The organism is Seonamhaeicola sp. MEBiC01930, from assembly GCF_045277075.1.
In the GTDB taxonomy this organism is placed as follows: Bacteria; Bacteroidota; Bacteroidia; order Flavobacteriales; family Flavobacteriaceae; genus Seonamhaeicola.
Window position 1 is genome coordinate 3626014 of record NZ_CP104270.1, and the last position, 26638, is coordinate 3652651.

At 30.4% G+C, this 26638-nt stretch carries 29 protein-coding genes; 11 read left to right on the plus strand and 18 right to left on the minus strand.

Annotation, left to right across the window (positions count from 1 at the left end; all coding sequences use genetic code 11):
- Positions 1 to 17: 17 nt before the first annotated feature.
- From N1F78_RS15680 to N1F78_RS15695, 4 genes are read left to right on the plus strand one after another with little or no spacing between them, the layout of a single operon-like run.
- Positions 18 to 1943, plus strand: a complete 1926-nt coding sequence (locus N1F78_RS15680; protein WP_406684116.1) for a BatA domain-containing protein — start codon at positions 18 to 20, stop codon at positions 1941 to 1943.
- A complete protein-coding gene (locus N1F78_RS15685; RefSeq protein WP_406684117.1) occupies positions 1940 to 3196 on the plus strand; it encodes a dihydroorotase in 1257 nt (418 codons plus the stop codon). Before N1F78_RS15680 ends, N1F78_RS15685 begins: the two co-directional genes overlap by 4 nt.
- A 2-nt stretch (positions 3197 to 3198) precedes the next feature.
- Positions 3199 to 3528, plus strand: a complete 330-nt coding sequence (locus tag N1F78_RS15690) for a DUF4870 domain-containing protein (protein ID WP_406684118.1) — start codon at positions 3199 to 3201, stop codon at positions 3526 to 3528.
- A 3-nt stretch (positions 3529 to 3531) separates the two neighbouring features.
- A complete protein-coding gene (locus N1F78_RS15695; RefSeq protein WP_406684119.1) occupies positions 3532 to 4185 on the plus strand; it encodes an alpha/beta hydrolase in 654 nt (217 codons plus the stop codon).
- Between the two features lie 70 nt (positions 4186 to 4255).
- Here the strand turns inward: N1F78_RS15695 and N1F78_RS15700 are convergent, their stop codons facing one another.
- The 13 genes from N1F78_RS15700 to N1F78_RS15760 form a co-directional block, all read right to left on the minus strand.
- Positions 4256 to 4960, minus strand: coding sequence for a response regulator transcription factor (locus N1F78_RS15700; protein WP_406684120.1), 705 nt, complete (start codon positions 4958 to 4960; stop codon positions 4256 to 4258).
- Between the two features lie 3 nt (positions 4961 to 4963).
- Positions 4964 to 6541 (minus strand): sensor histidine kinase, encoded by a 1578-nt coding sequence (locus N1F78_RS15705; protein ID WP_406684121.1) that lies wholly within the window; start codon positions 6539 to 6541, stop codon positions 4964 to 4966.
- 76 nt (positions 6542 to 6617) lie between these two features.
- Positions 6618 to 7205, minus strand: coding sequence for a dephospho-CoA kinase (gene coaE, locus N1F78_RS15710; RefSeq protein WP_406684122.1), 588 nt, complete (start codon positions 7203 to 7205; stop codon positions 6618 to 6620).
- Positions 7202 to 8158 carry a YbbR-like domain-containing protein gene (locus N1F78_RS15715; RefSeq protein ID WP_406684123.1) on the minus strand — a complete coding sequence of 319 codons (957 nt, stop codon included), beginning with the start codon at positions 8156 to 8158 and terminating at the stop codon, positions 7202 to 7204. Before N1F78_RS15715 ends, coaE begins: the two co-directional genes overlap by 4 nt.
- Complete coding sequence (locus N1F78_RS15720) at positions 8158 to 9165, minus strand: glycosyltransferase (RefSeq protein WP_406684124.1); 1008 nt, start codon at positions 9163 to 9165, stop codon at positions 8158 to 8160. The genes N1F78_RS15715 and N1F78_RS15720 overlap by 1 nt, the downstream gene beginning before the upstream one ends.
- A 204-nt stretch (positions 9166 to 9369) precedes the next feature.
- Entirely contained in the window at positions 9370 to 10188 is an 819-nt protein-coding gene (locus N1F78_RS15725) for an enoyl-ACP reductase (RefSeq protein WP_406684125.1), read from the minus strand.
- Positions 10189 to 10280: 92 nt separating this feature from the next.
- On the minus strand, positions 10281 to 11933 hold the full coding sequence (recN, locus tag N1F78_RS15730; RefSeq protein ID WP_406684126.1) for a DNA repair protein RecN: 1653 nt from the start codon (positions 11931 to 11933) through the stop codon (positions 10281 to 10283).
- A 39-nt stretch (positions 11934 to 11972) separates the two neighbouring features.
- Complete coding sequence (locus N1F78_RS15735) at positions 11973 to 12860, minus strand: DUF4835 family protein (protein ID WP_406684127.1); 888 nt, start codon at positions 12858 to 12860, stop codon at positions 11973 to 11975.
- Positions 12853 to 14064: a bifunctional phosphopantothenoylcysteine decarboxylase/phosphopantothenate--cysteine ligase CoaBC gene (coaBC, locus tag N1F78_RS15740; RefSeq protein WP_406684128.1), complete on the minus strand. Its 1212-nt coding sequence runs from the start codon at positions 14062 to 14064 to the stop codon at positions 12853 to 12855. The genes N1F78_RS15735 and coaBC overlap by 8 nt, the downstream gene beginning before the upstream one ends.
- 175 nt (positions 14065 to 14239) lie before the next feature.
- Entirely contained in the window at positions 14240 to 14569 is a 330-nt protein-coding gene (locus N1F78_RS15745; RefSeq protein WP_406684129.1) for a DNA-directed RNA polymerase subunit omega, read from the minus strand.
- A gap of 11 nt (positions 14570 to 14580) precedes the next feature.
- On the minus strand, positions 14581 to 15435 hold the full coding sequence (locus tag N1F78_RS15750) for an outer membrane protein assembly factor BamD (RefSeq protein ID WP_406684130.1): 855 nt from the start codon (positions 15433 to 15435) through the stop codon (positions 14581 to 14583).
- Positions 15436 to 15597: 162 nt separating this feature from the next.
- Positions 15598 to 16470 (minus strand): 4-hydroxy-tetrahydrodipicolinate synthase, encoded by an 873-nt coding sequence (dapA, locus tag N1F78_RS15755; protein ID WP_406684131.1) that lies wholly within the window; start codon positions 16468 to 16470, stop codon positions 15598 to 15600.
- Entirely contained in the window at positions 16463 to 16990 is a 528-nt protein-coding gene (locus tag N1F78_RS15760) for a DUF6913 domain-containing protein (protein WP_406684132.1), read from the minus strand. The genes dapA and N1F78_RS15760 overlap by 8 nt, the downstream gene beginning before the upstream one ends.
- Before the next feature lie 82 nt (positions 16991 to 17072).
- Between N1F78_RS15760 and N1F78_RS15765 the strand changes: the two genes are divergently transcribed.
- Genes N1F78_RS15765 through N1F78_RS15775 form a run of 3 tightly spaced genes read left to right on the plus strand, consistent with a single transcriptional unit; the run spans position 17073 to position 19167 of the window.
- Positions 17073 to 17804, plus strand: coding sequence for a 5'-nucleotidase C-terminal domain-containing protein (locus N1F78_RS15765; protein ID WP_406684133.1), 732 nt, complete (start codon positions 17073 to 17075; stop codon positions 17802 to 17804).
- Between the two features lie 6 nt (positions 17805 to 17810).
- The gene (locus tag N1F78_RS15770; protein ID WP_406684134.1) at positions 17811 to 18719 is read left to right on the plus strand and encodes a bifunctional metallophosphatase/5'-nucleotidase; all 909 of its coding nucleotides are present in this window, start codon (positions 17811 to 17813) and stop codon (positions 18717 to 18719) included.
- A gap of 52 nt (positions 18720 to 18771) precedes the next feature.
- The gene (locus N1F78_RS15775; RefSeq protein WP_406684135.1) at positions 18772 to 19167 is read left to right on the plus strand and encodes a DoxX family protein; all 396 of its coding nucleotides are present in this window, start codon (positions 18772 to 18774) and stop codon (positions 19165 to 19167) included.
- Here N1F78_RS15775 and N1F78_RS15780 read toward each other — a convergent pair.
- The 4 genes from N1F78_RS15780 to N1F78_RS15795 all read right to left on the minus strand — a co-directional run bounded on the left by N1F78_RS15780 (position 19157) and on the right by N1F78_RS15795 (position 23318).
- Complete coding sequence (locus N1F78_RS15780; protein ID WP_406684136.1) at positions 19157 to 19894, minus strand: hypothetical protein; 738 nt, start codon at positions 19892 to 19894, stop codon at positions 19157 to 19159. The genes N1F78_RS15775 and N1F78_RS15780 overlap by 11 nt on opposite strands.
- Positions 19895 to 19972: 78 nt before the next feature.
- Positions 19973 to 21973, minus strand: coding sequence for an NAD-dependent DNA ligase LigA (ligA, locus tag N1F78_RS15785; protein ID WP_406684137.1), 2001 nt, complete (start codon positions 21971 to 21973; stop codon positions 19973 to 19975).
- Positions 21973 to 22830, minus strand: coding sequence for a peptide chain release factor N(5)-glutamine methyltransferase (gene prmC / locus N1F78_RS15790; RefSeq protein WP_406684138.1), 858 nt, complete (start codon positions 22828 to 22830; stop codon positions 21973 to 21975). Before prmC ends, ligA begins: the two co-directional genes overlap by 1 nt.
- Complete coding sequence (locus N1F78_RS15795; protein WP_406684139.1) at positions 22821 to 23318, minus strand: GNAT family N-acetyltransferase; 498 nt, start codon at positions 23316 to 23318, stop codon at positions 22821 to 22823. Before N1F78_RS15795 ends, prmC begins: the two co-directional genes overlap by 10 nt.
- A 46-nt stretch (positions 23319 to 23364) precedes the next feature.
- Between N1F78_RS15795 and N1F78_RS15800 the strand changes: the two genes are divergently transcribed.
- The 4 genes from N1F78_RS15800 to N1F78_RS15815 are packed head-to-tail and all read left to right on the plus strand — an operon-like array spanning position 23365 to position 26047.
- Positions 23365 to 23826: a hypothetical protein gene (locus N1F78_RS15800; RefSeq protein WP_406684140.1), complete on the plus strand. Its 462-nt coding sequence runs from the start codon at positions 23365 to 23367 to the stop codon at positions 23824 to 23826.
- A 3-nt stretch (positions 23827 to 23829) separates the two neighbouring features.
- Positions 23830 to 24834, plus strand: a complete 1005-nt coding sequence (gene ribD / locus N1F78_RS15805; protein WP_406684141.1) for a bifunctional diaminohydroxyphosphoribosylaminopyrimidine deaminase/5-amino-6-(5-phosphoribosylamino)uracil reductase RibD — start codon at positions 23830 to 23832, stop codon at positions 24832 to 24834.
- Complete coding sequence (locus N1F78_RS15810; protein WP_406684142.1) at positions 24827 to 25435, plus strand: HAD family hydrolase; 609 nt, start codon at positions 24827 to 24829, stop codon at positions 25433 to 25435. Before ribD ends, N1F78_RS15810 begins: the two co-directional genes overlap by 8 nt.
- Before the next feature lie 3 nt (positions 25436 to 25438).
- A complete protein-coding gene (locus N1F78_RS15815) occupies positions 25439 to 26047 on the plus strand; it encodes an IMPACT family protein (RefSeq protein ID WP_406684143.1) in 609 nt (202 codons plus the stop codon).
- On the opposite strand, the gene N1F78_RS15820 is transcribed toward N1F78_RS15815, so the two are convergent.
- Entirely contained in the window at positions 26044 to 26448 is a 405-nt protein-coding gene (locus N1F78_RS15820; protein WP_406684144.1) for an acyl-CoA thioesterase, read from the minus strand. The two genes, N1F78_RS15815 and N1F78_RS15820, sit on opposite strands and share 4 nt — an antisense overlap.
- Between the last annotated feature and the right edge of the window lie 190 nt (positions 26449 to 26638).

The following is a 26638-nucleotide window of genomic DNA, read 5'->3' on the forward strand; positions in this document are numbered from 1 at the left end:
GAAAAATATAAAAAGGAATGCAGTTTAAACACCCAGAACTTCTTTACGCTTTATTTTTATTGCTTATTCCTATTATTGTTCATCTTTTTCAATTAAGACGGTTTAAAAAAGAAGCTTTTACTAATGTTGCTTTTTTAAAAGAAATTAAGCAAAATTCCAGAAAAAGTTCTCAAATAAAAAAGTGGCTCATTCTATTTACAAGACTCTTACTTTTAGCAGCTTTAGTACTTGCATTTGCGCAGCCATTTCATTCTAAGCAAAGTAACTTTAAAACTGAAAAAGAAACGGTTATTTACATTGACAATTCTTTTAGTATGCAAGCTAAGGGCAGCCAAGGAGAACTCTTAAAACGTGCTTTACAAGATATAGTTGGCAACATTAATGAAACAGAAACTGTATCCATAATTGCTAATAATAAAGTATTTAAAAACACCACTATTAAGGCCGTAAAAAATGATTTATTAAAATTAGATTATGTTCCTAATCAATTAAATTTAGAATCGGTTTTTTTAAAGTGTAAAACACTTTTTAGCAAGGACAAGAATACATTAAAAAACATAGTATTCATTTCTGATTTTCAGCAAAATAAATTTGACTTTACCCCTAAGCCAGACTCACTTACAAAGCTGCACTTTGTTAAACTAAGCCCTATTAACACAAATAATATTTCTGTAGATAGTACTTATATTTCACAAACCACAGCTGCATCACTTGAATTATCGGTTGTTTTAAAAAACAGCGGAACCGCAATAGAAAACCTACCCATTTCATTATTTGATGGAGAAAACCTTATTGCTAAAACATCTATTACACTTAATAAGCAAGAGGAAACTACTTTTACAATTCCTGCAAATAAACCTATAGATGGAACTATTACTATAAGCGATGCCAATTTAAAATTTGATAATAGTTTATATTTCAACCTAAACCAATCTTCAAAAATCAACGTTTTAGCGGTTAATGAAAAAGACGGCTCGTTTTTAAAGCGCATTTTTACAAATAATGAATTTAACTATACTTCAACTTCGGTAAATGAGCTAAACTATAATTTAATAGATAAAAACCATCTTATTGTTTTAAATGAGTTAAATCAAATTCCCAACTCACTTATCTCCGCAATAAATCATTTTACAAATCAGGGCGGGCACCTTATTATAATTCCTTCAGAAGATATACATATTCCATCATATAATACCTTATTGGTTAACTATAACTCTAGTTTTAAAAACCTTATAAATACTGAAAAAAGAATAACCGCAATAAACTATTCTCACCCCTTATACAAAAAAGGAGTTTTTGAAAAACAAGTATCTAATTTTCAATACCCTAAGGTGAATAATTTTTATGATATAAACTCAAATAATCTTGCTTCTATTCTTAGTTTTGAAGATAACAAACCCTTTTTGTTCCAAAACAAAAATGCATATATATTTTCATCAGCATTGAACAAAACCAATTCAAATTTTAAAAATTGGTCATTAATTGTACCTACGTTTTATAACATTGCAAAACAAAGTTTAAAGACCCCAAAACTCTATTACACTATTGGTAACGAGAATTCTTTTGAAGTAGAAACACAGCTACAGCAAGATGATATATTATCTCTAGAACATAATGGTATTAGCATTATTCCTAGACAGAAGTATTTTAATGACAAAGTAAGTATTAATACTTCTGAGACCCCTGATATGGCTAATATTTATAGTATAAAAAACAGGAATGAAACTCTAAAAAAGGTAAGTTATAATTATGGAAGAAGTGAAAGCCAATTAGTTTACCAAAATATTTCAAATCTTAAAAACATAACGCTTAGCAATTCTATTGCTGAAGTTTTTAATACTTTAAAAAGTGATACAAAAATTAATGCCCTCTGGAAATGGTTTGTTATTTTTGCACTGGTAATGTTAATTGTTGAAATGCTCATCTTAAAATATTTTAAATGAACGTACTTATAAAATCTGCTATCATAATAGATACCAAAAGTGAGTTTCATAATTTAACTCAAGATGTATTAATTGAAAACGGCAAGATTACAGATATTGCAAAAACCATAAAAAACACTAACAATTACCAAGAAGTAAATTTAGAAAATCTTCATATTTCACAAGGATGGTTTGATAGTAGTGTTTCTTTTGGTGAACCAGGTTTTGAAGAAAGGGAAACTATAAAAAACGGACTTAGAGCAGCTGCTAACTCTGGTTTTACAACCATTGCTTTAAACCCTAACACTAACCCAATTTTAGACTCAACTTCAGATATTACATTTATTAAAGCCAAAGCAAGTAATAGCTCAGTAAATGTCTTACCTATTGGAGCTTTAACAATAGGCAGTAAGGGTATAGACTTAGCTGAGATTTATGATATGAGCACTTCTGGAGCGGTGGCTTTTTATGATTATAAAAAGCCAATCTCTAATCCAAATCTCATGAAAATTGCATTACAATACGCTAGTAACTTTGATGGATTAGTACTTTCCTTCCCACAAGAAAATAAGATTTCGGGTCAAGGAGTTATGAATGAAAATATTACTAGTACTACCTTAGGTTTAAAAGGTAATCCGTCATTAGCTGAAGAGCTACAAGTCGCAAGAGATTTGTTTTTACTAGAATATACTGGTGGTAAACTACATATTCCAACAATATCTACAGCAAAAACGGTTGAATTAATTAGAGAAGCTAAAAAGAAGAAGTTGAATATAACTTGTAGCGTAGCCATTCACAATTTATTTTTTGCAGATGAAGCACTAAATAGTTTTGACACTAACTTTAAAGTATTACCCCCACTTAGAACACAAAAAGATATTGATGCGCTTATTGAAGGCGTTAAAGATGGAACTATTGATATGGTTACCAGTGATCACACACCAATTGATGTAGAAGAAAAGAAGGTAGAATTTGATCATGCTAATTACGGTACCATTGGTTTAGAAAGTGCATTTGGAGCGTTACAAACCATTTTTACTACCAAAAAAAGCATTGATATTCTTACTAAGGGTAAACAACGTTTTGGTATAGAATCTAATCCAATTAATATTGGAAACAAAGCTAACATAACACTTTTTAATCCAGATAGTAAATACACGTTTGGTAAAAACAATATTACTTCTAAATCTAAAAATGCCATTTTTGAGGGTGCAGATTTAAAAGGAAATGTTTACGGTATTATCGCCAACAATAAAATTTCATTAAACAAATAAAAATGAATCAACAAGATATTAAAGCAGGTAAAACTTTAGGAATAGTTGCTTATTTAACCTTTATTGGGTTAATAATTTCTATAATTATGAATATTGAAAAGAAAAACCCTTATATATCTTTTCATATTAGGCAAATGCTTGGGCTAATACTGTTTTTATTATTTTCAAATCTTACAGAGAAATATGTTAATAGCTGGTTAGGTAGTAGCTTATGGCTTGTAACCTTTGTTTTATGGGTTTTAGGCATTATTAGTGCTTTTAGACAAGATGCTAAACCAATACCATTTGTTGGTGATTTATTTCAGAAATGGTTTGCAAATATTGGTCGTTAAGCTATGAGTACACCACTTTCTTTGTATCATATTACTAGAACCTCTAGTTTATCTGAAAATGCACCTTTATTAATAATGATGCACGGATATGGCAGCGATGAAAACGATTTATTTTCATTTGCAAATGAATTACCAGAAGAACTTTTTATCATTTCTGTTAGAGCGCCCTACCCTATGGCACCGTATGGTAATGCATGGTATACCATTAATTTTGATGCCGAAAGAGGTAAATGGAATGATAAAGAACAAGCTGTGGCATCAAGAGATTTAATTGCCAAATTTATTAATGAAGCTGTAGAAAACTACCCAGTAAACAAAAATAATGTTACACTTTTAGGTTTTAGCCAAGGTAGTATTTTAAGTTATGGTGTTGCCTTAAATTATCCTGAAAAAATTAAAAATATTGTAGCCTTAAGTGGATATGTTTATCATGATATTTTACCAGAAGATTTAAAAACTAAAGATTACTCTAATTTAGATTTTTATTGCTCTCATGGTAGTGTAGATCAAGTGATTCCTGTGGATTGGGCTAGACAAACCCCAACTTTTTTAGAAAGCTTGAATATTAAACACAACTATTCTGAGTTTCCTGTAGGACATGGTGTAGCTCCACAAAACTTTTATGAGCTTAAAAGTTGGTTGGCAGCTCGAATTTAGTTTGTAAAAAAACCCAGCTGTTATTTGAAAACAAATGACAGCTGGGTTTACTATATAAAATTGAATTCTATTATTCGTTTATAACTAACCTAAAGCCTTCTCCATGTATATTAAGTATTTCTACCTTTTCATCTAACTTAAGGTATTTACGTAATTTGGCAATATAAACGTCCATACTTCTGGAAGTAAAGTAATTGTCGTCTCTCCAAATTTTTGTTAGTGCCAACTCTCGTGGCATTAAATCATTTTCATGTAGTGCTAACAAACGTAATAATTCATTTTCCTTAGGCGATAGCTTAACCGGGTCTGCTCCGTCAAAACTTAAGAAACGTAATTTAGAGTTTAAGTCAAATTTACCAATTTGAAACTTAAATTGCTTACTATCAGAAATGGTTTCTGTTGCCTTTCGTTGTATGATAGCCTTAATTTTCATTAACAATACTTCACTATCAAAAGGCTTATTCAAGTAATCATCTGCTCCAACCTTATAACCTTTTAAAACGTCTTCTTTCATAGTTTTAGCGGTTAAAAATATAATTGGCACATCTGTGTTTTTTTCACGTATTTCTTTAGCCAAAGTAAAGCCATCTTTATATGGCATCATCACATCTAGAATACATAAATCAAAATCATCCTTTTTAAATTTCTCAAAGCCTTCCATACCGTTTTTTGCGTGAGTTACCTCATAATCATTCATCATTAGGTAGTCCTTAAGAACAGTTCCAAAATTAGGATCGTCTTCAACCAATAAAATTCTTTTTTTAATTTCTTCCATGTTTTATGATATTAGAGGAAGCTTTATAATAAAAGTGCTCCCTTTTCCTTTTTCGCTTTCTACTGATACATAGCCTTGATGATCATCAACAATACGTTTAACATACGCCAAACCTAATCCGTGACCTTTTACATTATGTATATTACCAGTGTGCTCTCTATAAAATTTTTCAAATACCCTTTTGGCGGCTGTTTTACTCATTCCGCTTCCGTGGTCTTTAACCTTTAATATAATATTATTTCCCACATTTTCAGTACTTACTTCAATTTCTGGGGTATTAGGAGAATACTTTATAGCATTATCCAGAATATTTACAATAACATTAGTAAAGTGGGTTTCATTTGCTAATACAGACGATTTACTAGCCTCAAAAAAGGTTTTAATATAACCTTTTCTATCTTCAACAATTAGCTCTACATGCGTAATTGCATCGGCGATTAAATCATGTAACTTAACGCGGTCTTTACTAATATTTAGCTCGTTCTTTTCTAGTTTAGATATTCTTAAAACATTTTCTACCTGTGCATGCATACGCTTGTTTTCTTCCTTAATCATAGTAAGGTAGCGTTTTACCTTAGTCTCATCAGAAATAATTGCAGGATTTCTTATAGCATCTAAAGCTAAATTAATAGTTGCAATGGGTGTTTTAAACTCATGCGTCATATTATTTATGAAATCGGTTTTAATTTCTGATATTTTCCGCTGTTTTATTAACTGATACAAAGCACTGGTATACGCAACTACAATAACCGAAGTAAAAATAATTGACAACAATATCATACCCAATATTGAGGATAAAATAAATGTTTTGTCATTAGGAAAATTAACTAATAACTTATAAACACTTTGATTATTTCCATCATAAAAAATAGGAACTTTAAATGTAGCTCCTTTTTCATATTCAAAATTATCACTTTGTACTTTTGTTGCTAAATCATTACCAAAAATGGCAAATTCAAAACCTACATCAACCTCATCTTCCTTTAATTTTTGAGACAATAATTTATCTATTTCTTTTCTCGTAATTCTTTTATGAATAGGAATTGTTTTTGCCCAATCCTTAAAGTTCTTCTCAAAGTAATTCTTTTCAGCTTCTTTAATTCTACCACTATTCATGATATTAAGAATAGCGTTATCACCTAAATCCTTATCATTTATTAGGTCATCTCCCTTATAAACTTCTAGATTTGAGGTTCCGGTAATTCGCTGAATTGCTATACTATCTAAACCAATGTCAAAGAGCGATGAAGATAATTTATAGTTCTCTTCTAAAACTCCGCTTGTATAAATAAGTGTTTCTTTTGTATTATTATTTTGCTGGTATATAAATAACTGCGAAACGGCATTTGAATCAACCTCTTTTTCTTTAGTAATTAACTTTTGATAGGTTTCAAATTTTTTATCAAGCTCATTTTTTTCTATGGTGTTTGAAACATGATAAAGAGCCTTATTTACCTTAAACTTAAAACGATCCTTTTCATTTTTCACAGAATCATTAATAAAATAAGCCTGAACGAATATAATCCCAATTAAAGATAGACTCATTAAAAGTACCAGAAGGATAAATATTCTTTTGCTCATTAATCAAAATTAACATTTTAACATTTAGGTTTCTTATGTTTTAACCTTACATTAACAAAAATGTTAAATTCTTAATTCATACACTTTTTTCAAGTAATTGTTTATGAATTTTCTTAACCTGATTTAGGGTGTCTTGTAACTCAATATTTTCAATTACAAAATCAGATAGCTTTATTTTTTCTGAGTCCTGCCATTGGTTTTTCATAACAGCTTCAATCTTAGTTTTTGTAGTTTCATCTCGCTGTAATAATCTTTCGATTTTTATTTTTTTTGGAGCCACTACCGTTATAGTATAATCACATTTTTTATGACCTCCGTTTTCAAACAAAATAGCAACTTCTTTTATTACATAAGGGGCATCTTGCTTTAGCACCCACTTTTCAAAATGTCTAGATACTCTAGGGTGCACAATAGTATTCATTTTTTGCAAACTCTGTTTATCACTAAAGATTATATTGGCAATTAAAGGTTTATTAAGCTTACCATCTAAATAGGCATCTACACCAAATAATTGAACTAACTTACGTTTAATAACCTTTGATTTATTCATAAGCTTTTTAGCCTCCACATCTGCTATATATACTGGAATACCTAAATCATTAAACTGTTTAGCTACAGTAGTTTTACCACTACCAATACCACCTGTGAGCCCTACAATAATCATTTGGTAATTATAAATTCTATTTGTTGCTGTCTAATTTTTGCATTTTTCACAATTTCTGGAATAGTTTCTAATTTTGGAACTAGAAAAGATTGATTTCCCTTTATGTCTTCGTAATCACAAATCACCTTAAAATTATTACTTCTCACTTCATTAAAGTTACTTAAACTTACGTAATATGAAACATTTACCTCTTTAGGGAAATAATTTATATTAACATTATCTGGAATATTTATTACTCGTACAGGTATTTTTAAAGTTCCTTCAGTAAATTTTTCAACTTTAGATGTTAAACCTATTACGGTATTTGAAAACTTTAAGTCTGCTTTATTTTCTGGTAATTTTAAATTAACAGTCTCTTTTAAATCTGTTCTAACATCATGAATTTCAAAATCATCTGTTTCTAAAAATTTAATATCTGAAACCAATACATGAGGACCAATAACCACCACTGAATCTGGTTCTAACACAACTGGGTTATTAGAATTATAACCCGCGCTAAAACTAATGTTGGCATTTAATTTTACAGGTACCTTTTTTAGCATGTTTACATCATACCTAAAAACAAGTGTATCTGGAGAAATATTTAAAAGTTCAATTTGTTTATCAAATTGGGTGTTATTTAAATACGCCTTAGACTTACTCCATAAATAGAAAGATTCCCTTTTAGTTACATCTTTTGAAAAATCTATAACCACTTTTGGTTTTTCTAAATAGTAGTTAAGCCATTTAAAACCATGTGTTTTTAATGTAATATTTAACCTTATAGAATCACTAAGAATGACATCTTCTTCAGGTATATTCACTTTTTCTATTTCAAAAGTAACCGTATTGGTGTAATCTTTCGAGAGTTTTGAAAAAATTAAAATTATAAATGAAAACAATAAAAATATCAGAAAAACATTTATTCTCTTACTTTTAATAGAGGTTGATATTTTCGATTTTATTCTTTTCATTATTTCTGTTTAAAAAAAAGTTTCGGAAAATGTGTTTCTGGGTCTTTATTTAAAACACCCACAACCCAAGTTGATTGTAAAAACCCGAGCCCATACCCTATAAACTGAACACCTATTGCCAACAATGACATAAAGGCTACCTTTAAATTTCCTGTTGTGAATAATGCTACCAAAAAGGCTATCAAAAAATAGATTGCATATAGTAACAAGAACCCACTTACACCAAAGATTGCCAACAAAATTGATATATCAAAGCCAATAATGAACAAAGTAGGAAACCAATAGGTTATTTTTTTTGTTGAAGGGTGCCATTTATTTAAAATGGGTCTCACCAAGCCAAATTTGTTTACTTGTGTATAAAATTTGCTCCAAGACACTCGCCTTTTATGATATACTAGGGCTTCTGGTATTAATTTTGTTTTAAACCCTAAATTCCATAGTCTGATAGACAAATCTGGGTCTTCACCTGGATGAATACGCCCAAAACCTTTTGAAGCCTCAAACGCATCTTTAGATAAGCCCATATTAAAGCTTCTGGCTTGAAACTTATCTACACTTTTTTTATTACCTCTAATTCCACCGGTAGTAATAAAAGAAGTCATTGAGAAATTGATTGCTTTTTGAAGATTGCTAAATGATTCATGAGCAGCATCAGGTCCGCCAAAACAATCTACATAATTTTCATTAAGACCTTTTTCTACTTCGTATAAATAGTTTTTGGGTAAAATACAATCAGAATCTAAAATTATAAAGTAATTACCTTTTGCTTTTTGCATACCATAATTTCTGGAATCTCCCGGACCTGAATTTTCCTTGAAATAATATGAAATGTTAAGGCTATCACTAAAAGTATCAACAATATCTTTTGAAGTAACGGAAGAACCGTCTTCTACAATTACAATTTCAAACGGAGTATTGGAATCTAAATCTTTAAAGCTTTGTAAAAGCTCTAAGGTTTCATCTGGCCTATTATAAACTGGTATTATAAAAGAGAATTGTAAAGGCATTAATAATATAAAGTTCTTTTGTTTGCGTTAGGGATTGAAGCGACATCCTTTTGTTTTGGATTCCTGCCTACACAGGAATGACAAAATAAAAGATATAGCGTAAAGCCCGACCCTTGTGGTAACGCCCTAAATATTTTACATACACAAATGTAACAAAAAAGCCACCGTTAAAAACGATGGCTTAAAATCTATATTAGAAATATTTTATTCTTCTCCTGTAAAAGTACTCATAACAGCGTCGCTTACTCCCATGTTACTGAATCCTCCATCATTATAAAGGTTTTGTAATGTTACGCGCTTAGTTAAATCACTAAACAATGTAACTGTATAATTAGCACAATCTAAAGCTGTAGCGTTACCAAGTGGCGACATTTTTTCTGCATAAGAAATAAATCCATCAAACCCCTTTACACCACTACCAGCAGTGGTAGGCGTTGGTGATTGTGAAATGGTATTTACACGAACTTTTTTATCTCTACCAAAGAAATACCCAAAACTGCGTGCTATACTTTCCAAATAGGCTTTATTATCAGCCATATCATTATAATCTGGAAAAACACGTTGAGCCGCCATATAAGTTAAAGCCACAATACTACCCCATTCGTTCATAGCATCCTTTTTATAAAGTGTTTGCATTACTTTATGAAAAGACATAGCAGATACATCTGTTCCTTTTTGCGTCCAAGAGTAGTTCTGATCTGTATAATGTTTACCCTTTCTAACATTAATAGACATCCCTATAGAGTGTAAAACAAAATCTATTTTCCCTTCTAAAATCTCCATTGATTTTTCAATTAAATTTTGCAAATCTTCTTCTGAAGTTGCATCGGCAGGAATAATTTGAGAACCTGTTTTTTCTGCAAGCTCATTTATTTGTCCCATTCTCATGGCAACAGGAGCGTTAGTTAATACAAACTGACCTCCTTCTTCGTGTACCCGCTCTGCAGTTTTCCAAGCTATAGAATTAGAATCTAAAGCTCCGAAAATAATTCCTCTCTTTCCTTTTAATAAATTATGTGACATATCTTTGGTTAGTTTATTATATATTAATTCGTTAATCTTTTATCATTTAAAAGCGTTCAAAAATACTAAACTTTTATCTTTTGGCTTTTAAATCAATTAAGTAATTCTTTTGCATGTGCTATTGCAGATGATGACATTTCTATACCTCCTAACATTTGCGATATTTCAACCACACGCTCGTCATAATTTAGTTTTATCAAATTGGTTTGCGTAACATTATCTACATCTTCTTTATATACTTTAAAATGAGAATGACCCTTTGCTGCTATTTGTGGTAAATGTGTAATACTAAATACTTGCATACTCTTACTCATTTGTAACATAATATCACCCATCTTATTCGATATTTCTCCAGATACCCCTGTGTCTATTTCATCAAACATTATGGTTGGCAACTGAATGTATTTGGCTAAAATTGATTTTATGGCTAACATGATTCTAGATAATTCTCCTCCTGAAGCCGCTTTCTTCAATTCATTAAAATTACCACCTTTATTTGCTGAAAACAAGAATTGTAACTCATCTTTTCCATTAAACATGAAACTTTCTAGTAACGTTACTCCAATATTAAATTGAGCATTTGCCATACCTAATTCTGACAATACGGCCTCTAATTGCTGCTTTAAACTTGGAATAGCTTCTATTCTACTATTATGAATGGATAGTGCTATTGTGTTTAATTTTTCCGTTTGAATAATAATGTCTTGCTGTTTTTTAGCAATATCATCATCTAAATTCTCAGTCACTGCTACCTTTTCTTCAAGCTGATTTTTTATTTCAATTAATTCAGAAATGTTACTAGCCACATGTTTTTGCAATAGATCATTTAATGTTTTTAATTTAGAATCAACAACTTCTAACCTATTTGGGTCTGCATCTAAATTTTCTTGAAATGAACTAACCTCTAAAAAAACATCATCCATTTCAATTAAACTACTATTTACTCTATTAAAAATATCTTCATATTTAAAAGACATGTTAGATAATTTTTGAAATGTATTCTTCAGTGATGTTAGGGTTGCTAACGCACCTATTTGTTCATCACTTAATAAATGGTAGGCTTCAGATAATCTTTCTTTTATACTCTCTATATTATTAAGTGTATCATATTCTTCTTCTAAAGATTCTAGCTCACCATCAACTAAATTTGCTTCTACTAACTCTTTTAATAAAAAGGTATTATAATCATGTTCCTTAATAGCTTCTGATTGAAATACTAGTAACTCATTTAACTCTTTTTGAAGGCTTTTATAAACCTTCAATTCTATTTGATATTTATTTAGTGAATCTTCATTATTAGCTAAGGCATCAATTATTTGAAATTGAAATGAATCATTGGTTAATTGAAGTGTTTGATGTTGAGAATGAATATCTATTAAGCGCTCTCCTAAAAGTTGTAAACTGCTAAGATTAACAGGAGAATCATTAACAAATGCTCTTGATTTACCAGAGGGCAGTATTTCACGTCTTATAATAGTGTGTGATTCATAATCAAAATCCTCTGATTTAAAAAGAGATTGCAATTTATAGTCTTCAATGTTAAATACAGCTTCTATTATACATTTTTGAGAGGCATCTTTTAAACTACTTAAATCTGCACGTTTACCAAGTATTAAAGATAGCCCTCCTAATAAAATTGACTTTCCTGCTCCAGTTTCTCCGGTTATTATAGAAAAACCGTTATTGAAGTCTACCTGAAGATTATCAATTAAAGCGTAGTTTTTTATTGAAAGTGATGTTAACAAAACTGATTCTTATTATTTAGATATACATTGAAAGAGCTTTTAAAACTTTATACTTTGCCATTTGCTACTATGCATAGGCGCTACTTTTTGAAGTATTTCTTTAAGACTTGCAATATTTACGTTTGGACCTCCGCTAAAAATTTGGGCAATTTCATCAGCTTTAGCATCAAAAAAAGTACGTTGTAAAAAGGAGTTGGGTCTCCTTCTATTCATTATCTGAAACATTTTTAAGGCATTAGAAATATTCTCTTTAGCTTCTTTAGCATTCTCTGACATTACATCTAATCCCTGTCTATGATAATTATTAATAACTTGTCTGTATTCCTTAAAAGTAGGAGACATAATGTTATCCATTAATGTAAACCTGCTTTGTAAGCCATCTTCTAGCTTCCATCCTAAAAAATTCCCTTGTTGAGAATAATTCATAATAGTTTGCGCTTGTTTTAAATAAGCATCACCACCATTAGCTGAAAAAGAATCAGCATCTAAGGCTAAAATCATATATACATGAAATGCTAATACCGAAACTAAATTAGATTGAAATTGTGTTGGGTTAAATATTAAATTCTGATATTCTAAATATCTAAAATTAAAGTTTTTATCATTAAAATTATAAATAGGTGTACTATATGATGATCCGTAAACAGGTCTAGATGATTGTACCTGTAGTGTAGCTTGAAAAGATTCACCACTATAATTAGAAATTGTTAATACCATACTACAATCTATCCGCTCTTGTGGTAAAAACGTCTTATTAGTCCATTTTGTATTATTTACAAATTCCGTTAATTGCTTTTCTAAAGTCTTAAAAATTGGAAAATTTTCGTTTCCTGTTAATTGTGCATTAACTACAACATTACAATTTAACTCTTGTGAAAAACCTGAAATAGCAATAAAAAAAACTAAAGCAATGAATATGTTACGCATGTATTTCTTCTGTTATTTTGTTTAATAAGTCTTGAGCTACTTCTGCCTTAGACTTTAACTCAAATTCAGTTATATTCTCTTTATTATCAATAAAAGTAACTTTATTAGTATCTCCCTTAAAACCAGCTCCTTTATCGTTCAACGAATTTAAAACAATTAAATTTAAATTCTTTCTATTTAATTTGGCTTTTGCATTTTCCAATTCATTACTGGTTTCCAGAGCAAATCCTACTAGATATTGCTTTTTCTTAATTGCTCCTAACGACGCCAAAATATCTTTAGTTTTTTCTAGCTCTAAAATTAACGTATGTTCCTTCTTTTTTATTTTCTGAGGTGCTACTTCTTTTGTCTTATAATCAGCTACTGCTGCGGAAAGTATGGCCACATCGGTTCCATTAAAATATTTATGTACTTCAACATACATATCCTCTGCTGTGGTAACTGATACTACTTCTATTAAACTATTGGACACTTTTTGATGGGTTGGCCCAGTTACCAAAATAACCTGGGCTCCTAAATTTGCAGCTGCTTTTGCTATTTCAAATCCCATTTTACCACTAGAATGATTTCCAATAAACCTAACAGGGTCTATAGCTTCATAAGTTGGACCAGCAGTTATTAAAACCTTCTTGTTTTTTAGAGGTAATTTATTTAAAATATCATCTTCAATAAACTTAACTATATCTTCAGGCTCAGCCATTCTGCCTTCTCCAACTAATCCGCTGGCTAATTCACCGCTTGTTGCAGGAATCATAATATTTCCAAAAGCCTTTAACTTCTCAAACGATTTACTAGTAGATTGGTGTTTGTACATATCTAAATCCATGGCTGGAGCAAAATACACTGGACATTTGGCTGATAAATACGTAGCTAACAGTAAATTATCACAAACCCCATTTGCCATTTTAGACAGAGAATTGGCAGTTGCTGGAGCAACAATAAACAAATCTGCCCACAAACCTAAATCTACATGATTGTTCCAAACAGCATTATCATCTTCTTCATTTGTAAAAGATGAATAAACTGGATTTTTTGATAAAGTTGACAAGGTTAATGGGGTAATGAACTCTTTTGAAGCTGGTGTCATTACAACTTTTACGTTTGCTCCTGCTTTTACAAATAACCTTACTAATGAAGCCGTTTTATACGCAGCTATACCTGCACAAATACCTAATAGTATATTTTTACCGCTGAATATACTCATAAAAAAATAGCTTTTCAGAATTTTAGTTAAGTTTACCTTTTCTCATATTCAAAAAAATGCAACTTTTTGTAACTCTAACTTTTGTTATGTTCAAAAATTTGCGCTCTGAAAAAGAAAATTAAATGTACTAAATTCTCCTGAAAAGCTACTTAATAAAGTATTTACTTTTTGAAATTTAATTTTGAGAATCTTCCTCAGTATTTCTAAAGTAAATTTTATCTGTCAACCACTCTTGAACAGCTAAGGCATGTGGTTTTGGAAGTTTTTCATAAAACTTAGAAACCTCAATTTGTTCTTTATTTTCAAAGATTTCTTCTAAACTATCATTATAAGTAGCAAATTCTTCTAACTTATCAATAAGTTCTTTTTTAATCTCTGTGTTAATCTGTTCTGCTCTTCTAGCTATAATTGAAATTGATTCATAGATGTTCTCTGTTGGTTCATCTATTTGATTTCTATCATATGTTACCGTATTAACAGGAGCATTGATTTTTTTTAAATCCATTGTGATTATATTTAACTTTTTATGCTATAATTCTTTAATTCTTCATCCACCGCTTTACCCATCAAGTTAACTTGTTCTATATATTTAGACTCCGGGTAAATTTTTATAAATGAACTACTATATTCTTTGGCGTTATCTAAACGTTCCTTTCTTAAGTGAACAAAACCTTCTACTCTAGTATTTTTATATTCTATACTGTTCATGGCTTGCTTATACACAGCGTCTAACCTGTAAAACAACGCATCTTCTCTTAAACTAGAACCAGGGAAATCATAAAGAAAATTATCAAAAGATCTTATGGCTGCGGTGTAATCAAGAGTAAAACCAGGCGCTATGTCACTGTATTGTTTTGCTATACTAAAAGCCTTTTTCTCTAATTTATAGTCAAGTTCCTTAACCATTTTATTTGCCTCTGCTAAATACTCAGAATCAGGAAAAAGGTTTATAAATTCTTGTAATTTTTCAATAGCTTCTTTAGTTTCTGTTTGATCCTTAGAGAAAACTGGTGACAACATGTAATAACTTTTGGCTGCCAAAAAAGCTGCCTCTTCTAATTTTTCACTATCAGGATAGGCAGTAGTAAATTGTTCAAACCTGTAAGAAGAAATATAATAATCCTTCATTTTATAGTAGGTATCTGCATACAAAAACATAAGTTTTTGAGCTTGCGGTTTCCCCCTATACTCTGGTACTATTTGAGAGAACAACCTATTTGCTTTAGCATATTTACCAGCAGTGTAAAGAGAATCCGCCATAGTATACTTATTCCCAGTTGCTCCTTCTCCTGAAGCTTTTAACACCTTTTGATACTCATTACAAGAGCATAAAATTACTAGCGATATAATTAAATAAAAATACTTACTCATAGGTTTTTAAACAGAATGCAAAATTAAGTTAATAATATGGATTTTAAAAATATAATTTTACCGCTAATTTAATAGCTTAAACTTAGTAGGAATAAGGTTTAAGTAATATTTAACTTTTAAACTCAAAAGGAAAAATCTAAGTAAGATTAAACAGTGATAAATTTATAGCAAATAAGCCTTAATTTTTTCTTTTAATTCACTAGAAGCAGGAACAACTGGCAACCTTACTGTATCTGCACATAAATTTAAGGCTTCAAAAACAGCCTTAATACCTGCTGGATTATTTTCCTCAAATATATAACCAATAACATCCATTAGTTTAAAGTGAAGAATGTAAGCAGCTTTAGCATCTCCTTTTAAACCAAGACGTATCATTTCTGAGAAATCTTTAGGTAGCGCTTGTCCTATAACAGAAATTACTCCAGCACCTCCTGCTAATGTAACTCCCAAAGCTAAATCATCATCGCCAGAAATAACAAGAAAATCATCTGGTTTATTTTTTATTAACTCTAAATACTGCGACATATTATTCCCAGCTTCCTTAACTGCAATTATATTTTCAAAATCATTTGCAAGTCTAAGCGTAGTTGCTGGCTCCATGTTTTTAGAAGTTCTACCTGGAACATTATATAAAATTATATCAACAGGTGAAGCTTCAGAAACAGCTTTAAAGTGTTGGTATAAACCTTCTTGAGTTGGCTTATTGTAATAAGGTGAAACCGATAAAATGGCATCAATACCCTTCAAATCTGTACTTTTAATATCTTCTATTACTTGAGCTGTATTATTTCCACCAATACCTAATACCAGAGGCAAACGTCCATTGTTAGTTTCAGAAACAGTCTTGATTACATCCTTTTTCTCTTGCTTGGTAAGTGTCACACTTTCTCCTGTTGTACCACATATTACAAGATATTCTGTACCGTTTTCAATATTATAATTTACAATATTAGCCAACGCTTCATGGTCTACACTTAAATCTGTATTAAATGGTGTAACCAATGCAACTCCAGTTCCTAAAAACTTACTACTCATTTTTAATTTTATTTAAAATAGTTAAGTATCTAAAAATTTCATTTTTAAATACCTCAAATTCATTAACATCTGTTTTAATGATTAAATCATTTAAACGTTCATCTGAATGCAGAATCCCTATTTTGAATTTTGATTTTGATGCTGCTGTTATTAACTTTAATTCTAACACCTCTTTCTTATAATAGCTTACTAGAACATCAAAACTATTATTTAAAAAAGATTGCAATTCTACATTTTTAATGGCACCATTCCAACCAAAATCGTTTGGATTAAAACACTCATTCCAAGAATTTAAATCATCTTTCTTACTTTCCGAAAAAGCTATTACCTTAAGCTTATTTGGCCTTACTTTAATGAAATCTGCTAATTTCACAAAGCTTTCAAAATCATTAAACTCATCAATATTTAAGATAACCCCTAAACTTTCTACCCCACTTTCAGTAACATTAACTTCTCGTTCAGATAATAATTTGTTTAAGTACTTTTTATTAGATTTTTCTTTAAAACCCTTTAAAATCATTTATCTTTATGCTTTGCACAAAGGTAGCAAAAGTACATTCAAAAAATTGATTTAACACATGCGGTTTACACTTTTATTTATTTTGTTAAATTTTTTAATTTTTTCTAGTTGCAAAGACCAAAAATTACATTTAACTAAGATAAAAGGTCAACAAATTCAAATAACAGACTCCCTATCTTCACATCAAGATGTTGACAGTTTTATAAAACCTTTCAGAGAACATATTAAAAAAGAACTAGGTAATGTTTTAGCTTATGCTCCTAAAACTTACTCAAAAAATGATAATGAATTAAATACAGCTATTAGCAATTTAATGGCTGACATTATTTTTACTCAAGCTAATCCTTTATTTAAAAAATTATCAGGTTCTAATATTGATATTGTATTATTAAACCATGGTGGAATTCGTGCACCCATACCTAAAGGCCCCATAACATTAAAAACTTCATACGAGGTAATGCCCTTTGAAAATAAAATTGTTGTTGTTGGTTTAAAAGGCATCAAAGTTAAAGAGGTTCTTTCATATTTATTATCAACAAAAAAAGCACACCCCCTTTTAGGTTTAAAAATTCTTTTAGACCAAGACTATAATCTCATTGAATCAACTATTAACAACTCTCCAATAGACGAAAACAAAACCTATTATATTGCTACTAATGATTATCTCTATAATGGCGGAGATAACATGACATTTTTTAAGCCCAATGAAAGTATGGTAAATTTAGAATACAAAATCCGTAGCGCTATGATTGATTATTTTAAAAAGATTGACACCATTAACCCAGTACGAGACAATCGTTTTGTTAGAAAATAAGTAGTTATGAAAAGAAGAGATTTTATACAACAAGTTTCAGCAGGAGGCGCTTTAGCTATGGGAGGCTTTGGTCTACAATCTTTTATGACCACTCCTAAAACAACAAAAATCACTATTCTGCACACTAATGACGTTCATAGTCATATTGATCCATTGGGACCTAATAAAAGAAATGCAAATAAAGGCGGTGTGGCAAGACGTGCTAGTTTAATAGAATCTATTAGAAAAGAAAACCCTAATACTGTATTGCTAGATGCTGGTGATATTTTTCAAGGAACCCCATATTTTAATTACTATGGAGGCGAATTAGAGTTTAAACTTATGAGTATGTTAAAATATGATTTAGCAACTCTTGGAAATCATGATTTTGATAATGGTATTGACGGTTTATATGCTCAATTACCACATGCCAAATTTGAATTTGTTTCTGCAAACTATGATTTTAGTAATACAATTATGGATACCCACGTAAAGCCTTTTAAAGTTCTAAAAAGAGGTGGGATTAAAATAGGCGTTTTTGGATTAGGTATTCAGTTAAAAGGTTTGGTTGAAAAATCTTTATTTAAAGAAACCAAATATCTCGACCCCAAAGAGACAGCTCAAGATATGAGTAGAATTTTAAAAACAGAAGAAAAGTGCGATTTAATTATTTGTCTTTCACATTTAGGATATAATTACAGGCAAAAGGACAAACCAAGCGATTTGACGTTAGCAGCTTCCTCCAAAGATATCGACTTAATAATTGGTGGGCACTCCCACACTTTCTTAAAAAAGCCAACTGTGGTTAAAAATATTGAAGGAAACAATATGCTTGTTAATCAAGTAGGGGCTTATGGTATTAACTTAGGCAAGATTGATTTTTATTTTGACACTAATAAAAATAAGTCTGCCAAGGGCACTTCTATAATAGTTTAATATAAATGTAAGTTTATGCATTTGCCACGTCAAAATATGTAAACTTACAATAATGAAAAAGTACATTCCTTTTGTTTTAAGACTAATTGTAGCCATAATTTTAATTCAAACACTCCGATTCAAATTTACAGCACACCCTGATAGTGTTTATATTTTTACTCAGGTTGGTTTAGAGCCTTATGGAAGAATAGCTATAGGCGTATTAGAATTAATTGCTGGTATATTACTACTAATTCCTAAAACGGTTTGGGCCGGAGCAACACTTACCATAGGCCTTATTGGAGGTGCAATTATGATGCATCTTACTAAATTAGGAATAGAAATACAAAATGACGGAGGGGTTTTATTTATTACCGCTGTTATTACTTTTATATTTTCAGCTATAGTTTTATATATCTACAGAAAAGATATTCCTTTTTTAAAAATAGCGCAAAAAACTAATCTATAGCTATTTGAATTTCCTCTTCTCTAACATCTGAAAAACTCATTTGCTTACAGAAAAAGTAAAATGCAGAAAGTGATAATGTTGTTGAAAAGAAATTAAGTAAATTCTTTTGAGAAATATAAATATAAGCTACATCAATTACCTCAGCAAAAACAATACATAAGGCCCCTAAAAATAAGTATAGTGCTTTTTTATTGTCTCGATAAAAGAAATTTAACAGAGCCGCTGATAACAATAATAACATAATTATGTTATATACTAATTCTAAATAATATTCTCCCATCAATTCAAGTTCAGGATCAACTATAACCTGTAAAACATAAACTAAGTAAATATTGAGAGCTGTTAAAACTATTAAATGAATTTTGAAATTCTTTAAAATATGTAGCATATCTATTTTTTTGCAAATTCCTATAAATAGAAAGGCATAAGATAGTATGTAAAGCGTGTTTCCTATATAATAATCTAATTTATAAATAACTGAATAAGAATTATCATATGGAATAAAATTAACTATTAGGCCTATTATGTCAGATGCTGCATAACATAATATAAAAAGAGAAAAAAATAATGTCTTTTTATTAAAGAAAAGAAAATATATTACGGTTACAAGTGGCAATATTAAAGAGTCTAAAGTAAAGGCAATGGTTTCATTACCCAAAAACCCAAAAACTGTAAAAAGCACATAAATAACAATAACTAAACTTACCAAGACTTTCGACTTGTTCATTTTAATAGATTTGGTTCAGCACAAATATAAAAATATTTTACATATAAACGATTAATTATTGCTTTTTATCGATTTTTTTTACATATATTCTATTTTTTGTAAGAATTCATACTCGTTTAATATAGTGGTTTGAAGTTTTTCAGCTTTTTCCTTTTTACTTGGCCCCATATTAGCACCAGCTACTATAAAACTTGTTTTAGAAGAAATTGAGCTACTAACCTTTCCTCCATTATCTTCAATAAGTTTTTTAAGATCGGTTCTTGAAATAGATTCAAACACTCCTGTAACTACTATAGTTTGACCTTCTAATTTATTAGTTTGCCCTTCAAGAGCTTCAGCCGAGAGTTCTAATTGTACTCCAAATTGCTTTAAACGCTCTATTATAAGCCTATTTTCTGGAGAGCCAAAAAAATCAATAACACTCTCTGCAATTTTAACCCCTATTTCATCAACATTTACTAATTCCTCTTCGGTAGCACTAGAAATAGCATCAATACTTTTATAATGTTTAGCCAATTTTTTAGCCACCGTTTCTCCCACATACCTAATACCTAAAGCAAATAAAACACGTTCAAAAGGAATTTGAGTAGATTTTGCAATTCCATCAAGTAAATTATCCGCACTTTTTTCTGCCATTCGTTCTAACGGAATAATTTGTTCTTTGGTGAGTTCATATAAATCAGAATAATTTTTAATTAATCCTTCATTAACTAACATCGCCACAGTTTCCCCTCCCAAACCATCAATATCCATGGCCTTACGCGAAATATAATGTTGTATTCTACCAATAATTTGAGGATTACAACCATTATAATTAGGACAATAATGTTGCGCTTCACCATCTTTTCTAATTAATTCTGTTCCACACTCTGGACAAAAAGTAATATAATTTGTTGCTTCTGAAGTTTCCAGACGCTTACTTAAATCTACTCCTAAAATCTTAGGAATTATTTCACCTCCTTTTTCAACATACACCTCATCTCCTACTCTTATGTCTAACTTTTCAATTTGGTCAGCATTATGTAATGATGCTCTCTTTACTGTGGTTCCAGCCAACTCAACCGGTACTAAGTTAGCTACTGGGGTAATAGCTCCGGTTCGTCCAACTTGATAGGTAATACTTTTTAATTTAGTAGAAACTTGTTCTGCCTTAAACTTATAAGCTATTGCCCAACGTGGAGCTTTTGCGGTATAACCCAACTCTTCCTGTTGCTGTAAATCATTAACCTTAATAACAACACCATCAGTTTCATAAGGTAAATTATGTCGTTCCACATCCCAATATGCAACAAAATTTAAAACTTCATCTATGGAATTTACCAGTTTAGAAGCATCAGGAACTTTAAAACCCCAAGCTCTTGCTTTTTCTAAACTTTCATATTGTGTTCTAATACCGATATTTTGTCCTTTTATATTATAAAGTAAGCATTCTAATGGTCTTTTAGCTACTTCTGCACTATCCTGTAATTTCAAACTTCCTGAAGCCGTATTTCTAGGGTTTCTATATAGCTCTTCTCCATTTGCAATGCGCTCCTCGTTCATTTTATTAAATCCATCAAAAGGCAATACAATTTCCCCTCTAATTTCAAATTTTGGAGGGTAATCACCTTTTAAATGAAGTGGTACTGACCTAATAGTTTTTACATTAGCAGTTACATTATCACCCTGAAACCCATCTCCCCTAGTCACCGCCCTTTGCAATAAACCATTCTCGTAAGTTAAACTCATGGAAGCCCCATCATATTTCAACTCGCAGGTATACTGAATATCACCATCAACTAACTTTTTAATGCGTGTCTCCCAATCTTGTAAGTCTTCTTTAGAATAGGAGTTATCTAAGGAATACATTCTGAATTCATGAGTAACCGTTTCAAAGTTTTTAGTCACCTCGCCTCCCACACGTTGAGTTGGTGAATTGGCATCAAAAAACTCAGGATGCTGTACTTCTAAAGCTTGAAGCTCTTTTAGTTTTAAATCGAACTCATAATCCGAAATAGTGGGATTATCCAATACATAATAATTGTGGTTATGTACTCTTAGTTCGTTTCTTAGTTGGTTTATTTTTTGTTCAGCACCCATTAAATTTCTCCTTTTACCATTCTATCTTTTTTAAAGATATCCTGCCTTAATTCTATATATTTATAATTATTCTTTTTTAATAAATCAGTCATTTTATCTCCCAAAAATTCATTGATTTCGAAAAACAATTTTCCGTTTTCATTTAAATTAACTTTAGCAAAGTCACAAATAGTATCATAAAACAATAACTGATTGTTATCATCAACAAAAAGGGCTAAATGCGGTTCATTATCTAAAACATTAGGTTTCATTAATTCTTTTTCCTGCATCCTAACATAAGGCGGATTAGAAACAATAGTATCAAACTTCAAGTTTTGCTCTTTGGTTTTCCAACTTAATATATCCGATTCAATAAACTCAACCTTAACCTTATTTAACTCTGCATTTTGTTTAGCTATTGTTAAAGCACCTCTGCTTACATCTAAGGCATAAACTTGAGCATTCGGTAAATTTTTAGCTAACGAAATTGCAATACAGCCACTACCTGTTCCTATATCTAAAATAGTTAACTCACTAGATTCTTCGCTTTGTTCAGAATGACAATTTAAAATCCACTCTACTAATTCCTCAGTTTCAGGTCTTGGTATCAAGACATTATTATTCACTTTAAAGGGGAGCCCGAAAAACTCAGTTTCACCCAATACATATTGTATGGGTTCTTCTTTTTTCAATAATTCCAAGGCATCTAGAATGGCTTTTGGGTTTTCAATATTCAAATCATTTTCTAAAGCTAATTTTAATCGGTTAATTCCAAAATAAGCTTCCGTTAGCAGAAAAAATAAATTATCTATTTCTTCTTTATCATAAATAGACCCTAATTCCGAATGAAAGCTAAATTGTATTCCTTTTAATCGCATAATTCCTTAATCATCCATACACCACAATTAAAATGCCCAGTACCCCCCATTCCTTTTTCTAAATGCTTAAATCCAAAACTTTCATAAATATGAATTGCTGCTTTAAGTTGAGTTGCAGACTCTAAATAACATTGCTTGTAGCCCAAGTTTTTTGCTGTATCTAAACATTTTTCAAACATTAGCTTTCCGTATCCTTTACCCCTAACTTTAGGGGAAAAATACATTTTATTAAGCTCACAAACATCAGTACCAAAATCCTTTAAAGGCTGAATACCCGCTCCTCCTAAAATTTCACCATTATTATCAATTACATAATAAATCGTGTTATCATTTTGATAGGACTGAAACATATTTGAAGTCTCAGGGTCTGTATACGCTGTTCCTTCTAACGGAATTTTGAACTCATAAAAACATTCCCGAATTATTTGTTCAACTTGAACATTATCTTGTGGCTGAATTTCTCGAATAACAATAGTATCTTTACTCACTTAAAATGGCACTTTTATGCAAGTGAAGATACTTAAAACTGAAAAATTGAAATTATTGCCCCTTATAATTTTATCAACAATATTATTTTTAACTCTTAGTTGTTCTGTTAAAGAAAAACCAGAGTTTTTAAAAGTTGAAAATATTAAAGTTTTAGAATCTACTTCTAAGCACCTAACTGTTTCAGCAGATGCTCATTTTATAAACCCAAATGATATTGGTGGCGAATTAAAAACCGATGCCGTTAAAGTATATGTTAATGATAACGAAATGGTGACGGTTTCTACTAAAAGCTTTAAAGTACCCCCTAAAAAAGAATTTACCATTCCTCTAATAACACAAATACCAACTGATAGTCTTCTAAGCGGTAAGAGTATTGGTGGTTTAATAAATAGTCTTTTTAGCAAAAAGATAAAAGTACAATATAAAGGAGATATTATTTATAGGGCACTTGGCTTTTCTTATAGATATAATGTGGATATAACTGATAACATTAAAATTAAACTCTAACAATTGCCTGTACACGAACACTACATAAAAAGATGTCTTGAGATTGGAAAAAACGGATTAGGTACTACTAGGCCTAACCCAATGGTAGGTGCAGTTATAGTCAATAAGAATAAAATTATTGGTGAGGGGTATACGAGCCCTTATGGAGGCAATCACGCCGAAGTAAATGCTATTAATTCTGTTCAGGATAAGTCTCTTTTAAAAGAATCTACCATTTATGTTACACTAGAACCTTGTTCACACTTTGGAAAAACTCCACCTTGCAGTGACCTTATAATTACAAATAAAATCCCTAACGTTGTTATTGGGTGTATTGATGATAATAAGCAAGTGGCTGGTAAAGGGGTAAAAAAACTTATTGATGCCGGAGTAAATGTAACAGTGGGTATCCTAGAAAATGAATGTAAACAACATCATAAACGTTTTTTTACGTTTCATAATAAAAAACGACCTTACATTATTTTGAAATGGGCAGAAAGCTCTGATGGATATATTGCTCCTGAAACTAAAGACGAACAAAAACCGGTTTGGATTACAAACAAACACTCAAGACAATTGGTGCATAAATGGCGAACAGAAGAGCAAGCAATTTTAGTTGGAACAAACACAGTTATACAAGACAATCCTAGTTTAACGGCACGTGATTGGACTGGACAAAACCCAACCAGATTTGTCCTGGATAAAACACATAAACTTTCAAAAGATTTAAATATTTTTAATGATGATGCCAAAACTATTATAATTTCAAAGGACATCATAAATTTCACTGAAAATGTTGCGCAACAAATTTGCGGTGTACTTTTTAAAAATAACATCAATTCTGTTATTATTGAAGGAGGTTCAGAAACCCTTAAAACATTTATAAGTGAGAATCTTTGGGATGAAGCTCGTATATTCAAAGGAGTTCCCAACTTTAAAACCGGAACTAAAGCGCCATTACTAAAAGGGAACGTAATTTTAGAAAAAAACATAAAGGAAGATAGTCTTAAAATTTACATGAATGATTAGCACTATTATTTTCGATTTTGGAAATGTTTTCATTAACCTAAATGACGCCTACACACTTAATTACATAAAGCATTTTGAGTCTTCTGAACATTTTGAAGCTATCATGAAAACCAATTTAGCTTATGAAAAAGGAGAAATATCTACAGATGTTTTCCTTAAAAATTATATAGATTTTTTTCCAGAAGAATCAAGAGAAACCATTATGAATAAGTGGAACTCCATTCTAGCAGATTTTCCAAGACACAGATTAGACTTTTTAAAAGATTTAAAGGAAAATTCTAATTTCAAACTCATCTTGTTAAGTAACACCAACGAACTACATATAAATTGGATTAAAGAAAACATCTCTTTTTATGATGATTTTAAAAACTGTTTTGATGTTTTTTACCTATCCCATGAAATACATTTAAGAAAACCAGACAAAAATATTTTTAAATATGCTTTAAACAAAAATAGCCTTGAAGCTAATGAATGTTTATTTATAGATGACAATTTAGACAACATAAATACCGCTAAAAGTCTAAATATAAACACTTGGTATATTAACCCTGAAAATGAAGATGTCTCCAACTTATTTAAGGTAAAAAGTAATTTGTTTTAAATTTTGACTGAAAAGGATACATATAAAACCATAACCTCACATACTGAAAACATTCTTTTTAAAGACAAGAACAGTAAATTTTTTGGTTATGCTTACCCTGTTTTAAACGAAGACCAGGTTAAAAATTTCATTGAACATTTAAAAAAAGAACATCACGCTGCAAGACATTGGTGTTACGCCTATAAAATAGGTGTAGAAAATATACTATTTAGAGCCAATGATGATGGAGAACCTAGTAATAGTGCCGGTATGCCCATTTACAACCAAATATTATCTTTTGATGTTACTAATGTTTTAATTGTTGTTGTAAGATATTTTGGTGGTGTAAAATTAGGTGTTAGCGGTTTAATTAATGCTTATAAAACTACAGCACAATTAACATTGAACAATTCTAATATAATTGAGAAAACCATCAATATTGAGTACCTCATCTCCTTTGATTATAAAGACATGAATAGGGTAATGCGCATTATAAAAGAAAAAAACTTAAATATCATTAATCAGAAATTAGAATTAAAGTGCCAAATAGCAATTTCAGTTAGAAAAAAAGAATCAGAATCTATTTTTAATATTTTTGACAGATTATACGAAATAGATATTAAAAAAGTTTAATCTAAATTGTCAACTGCATCTAATATATATTTCGGGGCTTTTGTAGGCCTGTTAGTTTTCATATCAATAAATACTAGAGTGGTACTAGCTGTTGTTAAAATTTCACCCTTATCATTGGTGATTTCATAATCAAATTCAATCTTAGCCGTTGGCCTCTTTTTTAGTTGAGTTTTTACATTAATTAGATCATCATAACCAGCTGATTTTTTATAGTTTATAGTTATAGAAACTACTGGTAACATGATACCGTTTTCCTCCATAGACTTATATGAGATTCCTTGCTTCCTTAACCACTCAATTCTCCCCATTTCTAGGTATAATGCGTAATTACCATGATACACTACACCCATTTGGTCAGTTTCACCATATCTCACTCTTATTTGTATTTCGTCGAATTTCATTGTATTTATTGAATATTTTTTTGTAGTTTCGGAAAGCAAATAAACATGAGGAAAAATTTCTAAAAATTCAACAGAAAATGATTTTTTTTTTAAGAATTTTGTTCACATATTTGCCAAAGAGATTGGGGGACATATGATTTGGGAATTCCATTCTTACATTTAACTAACTAACAAACTACAATATTTAACA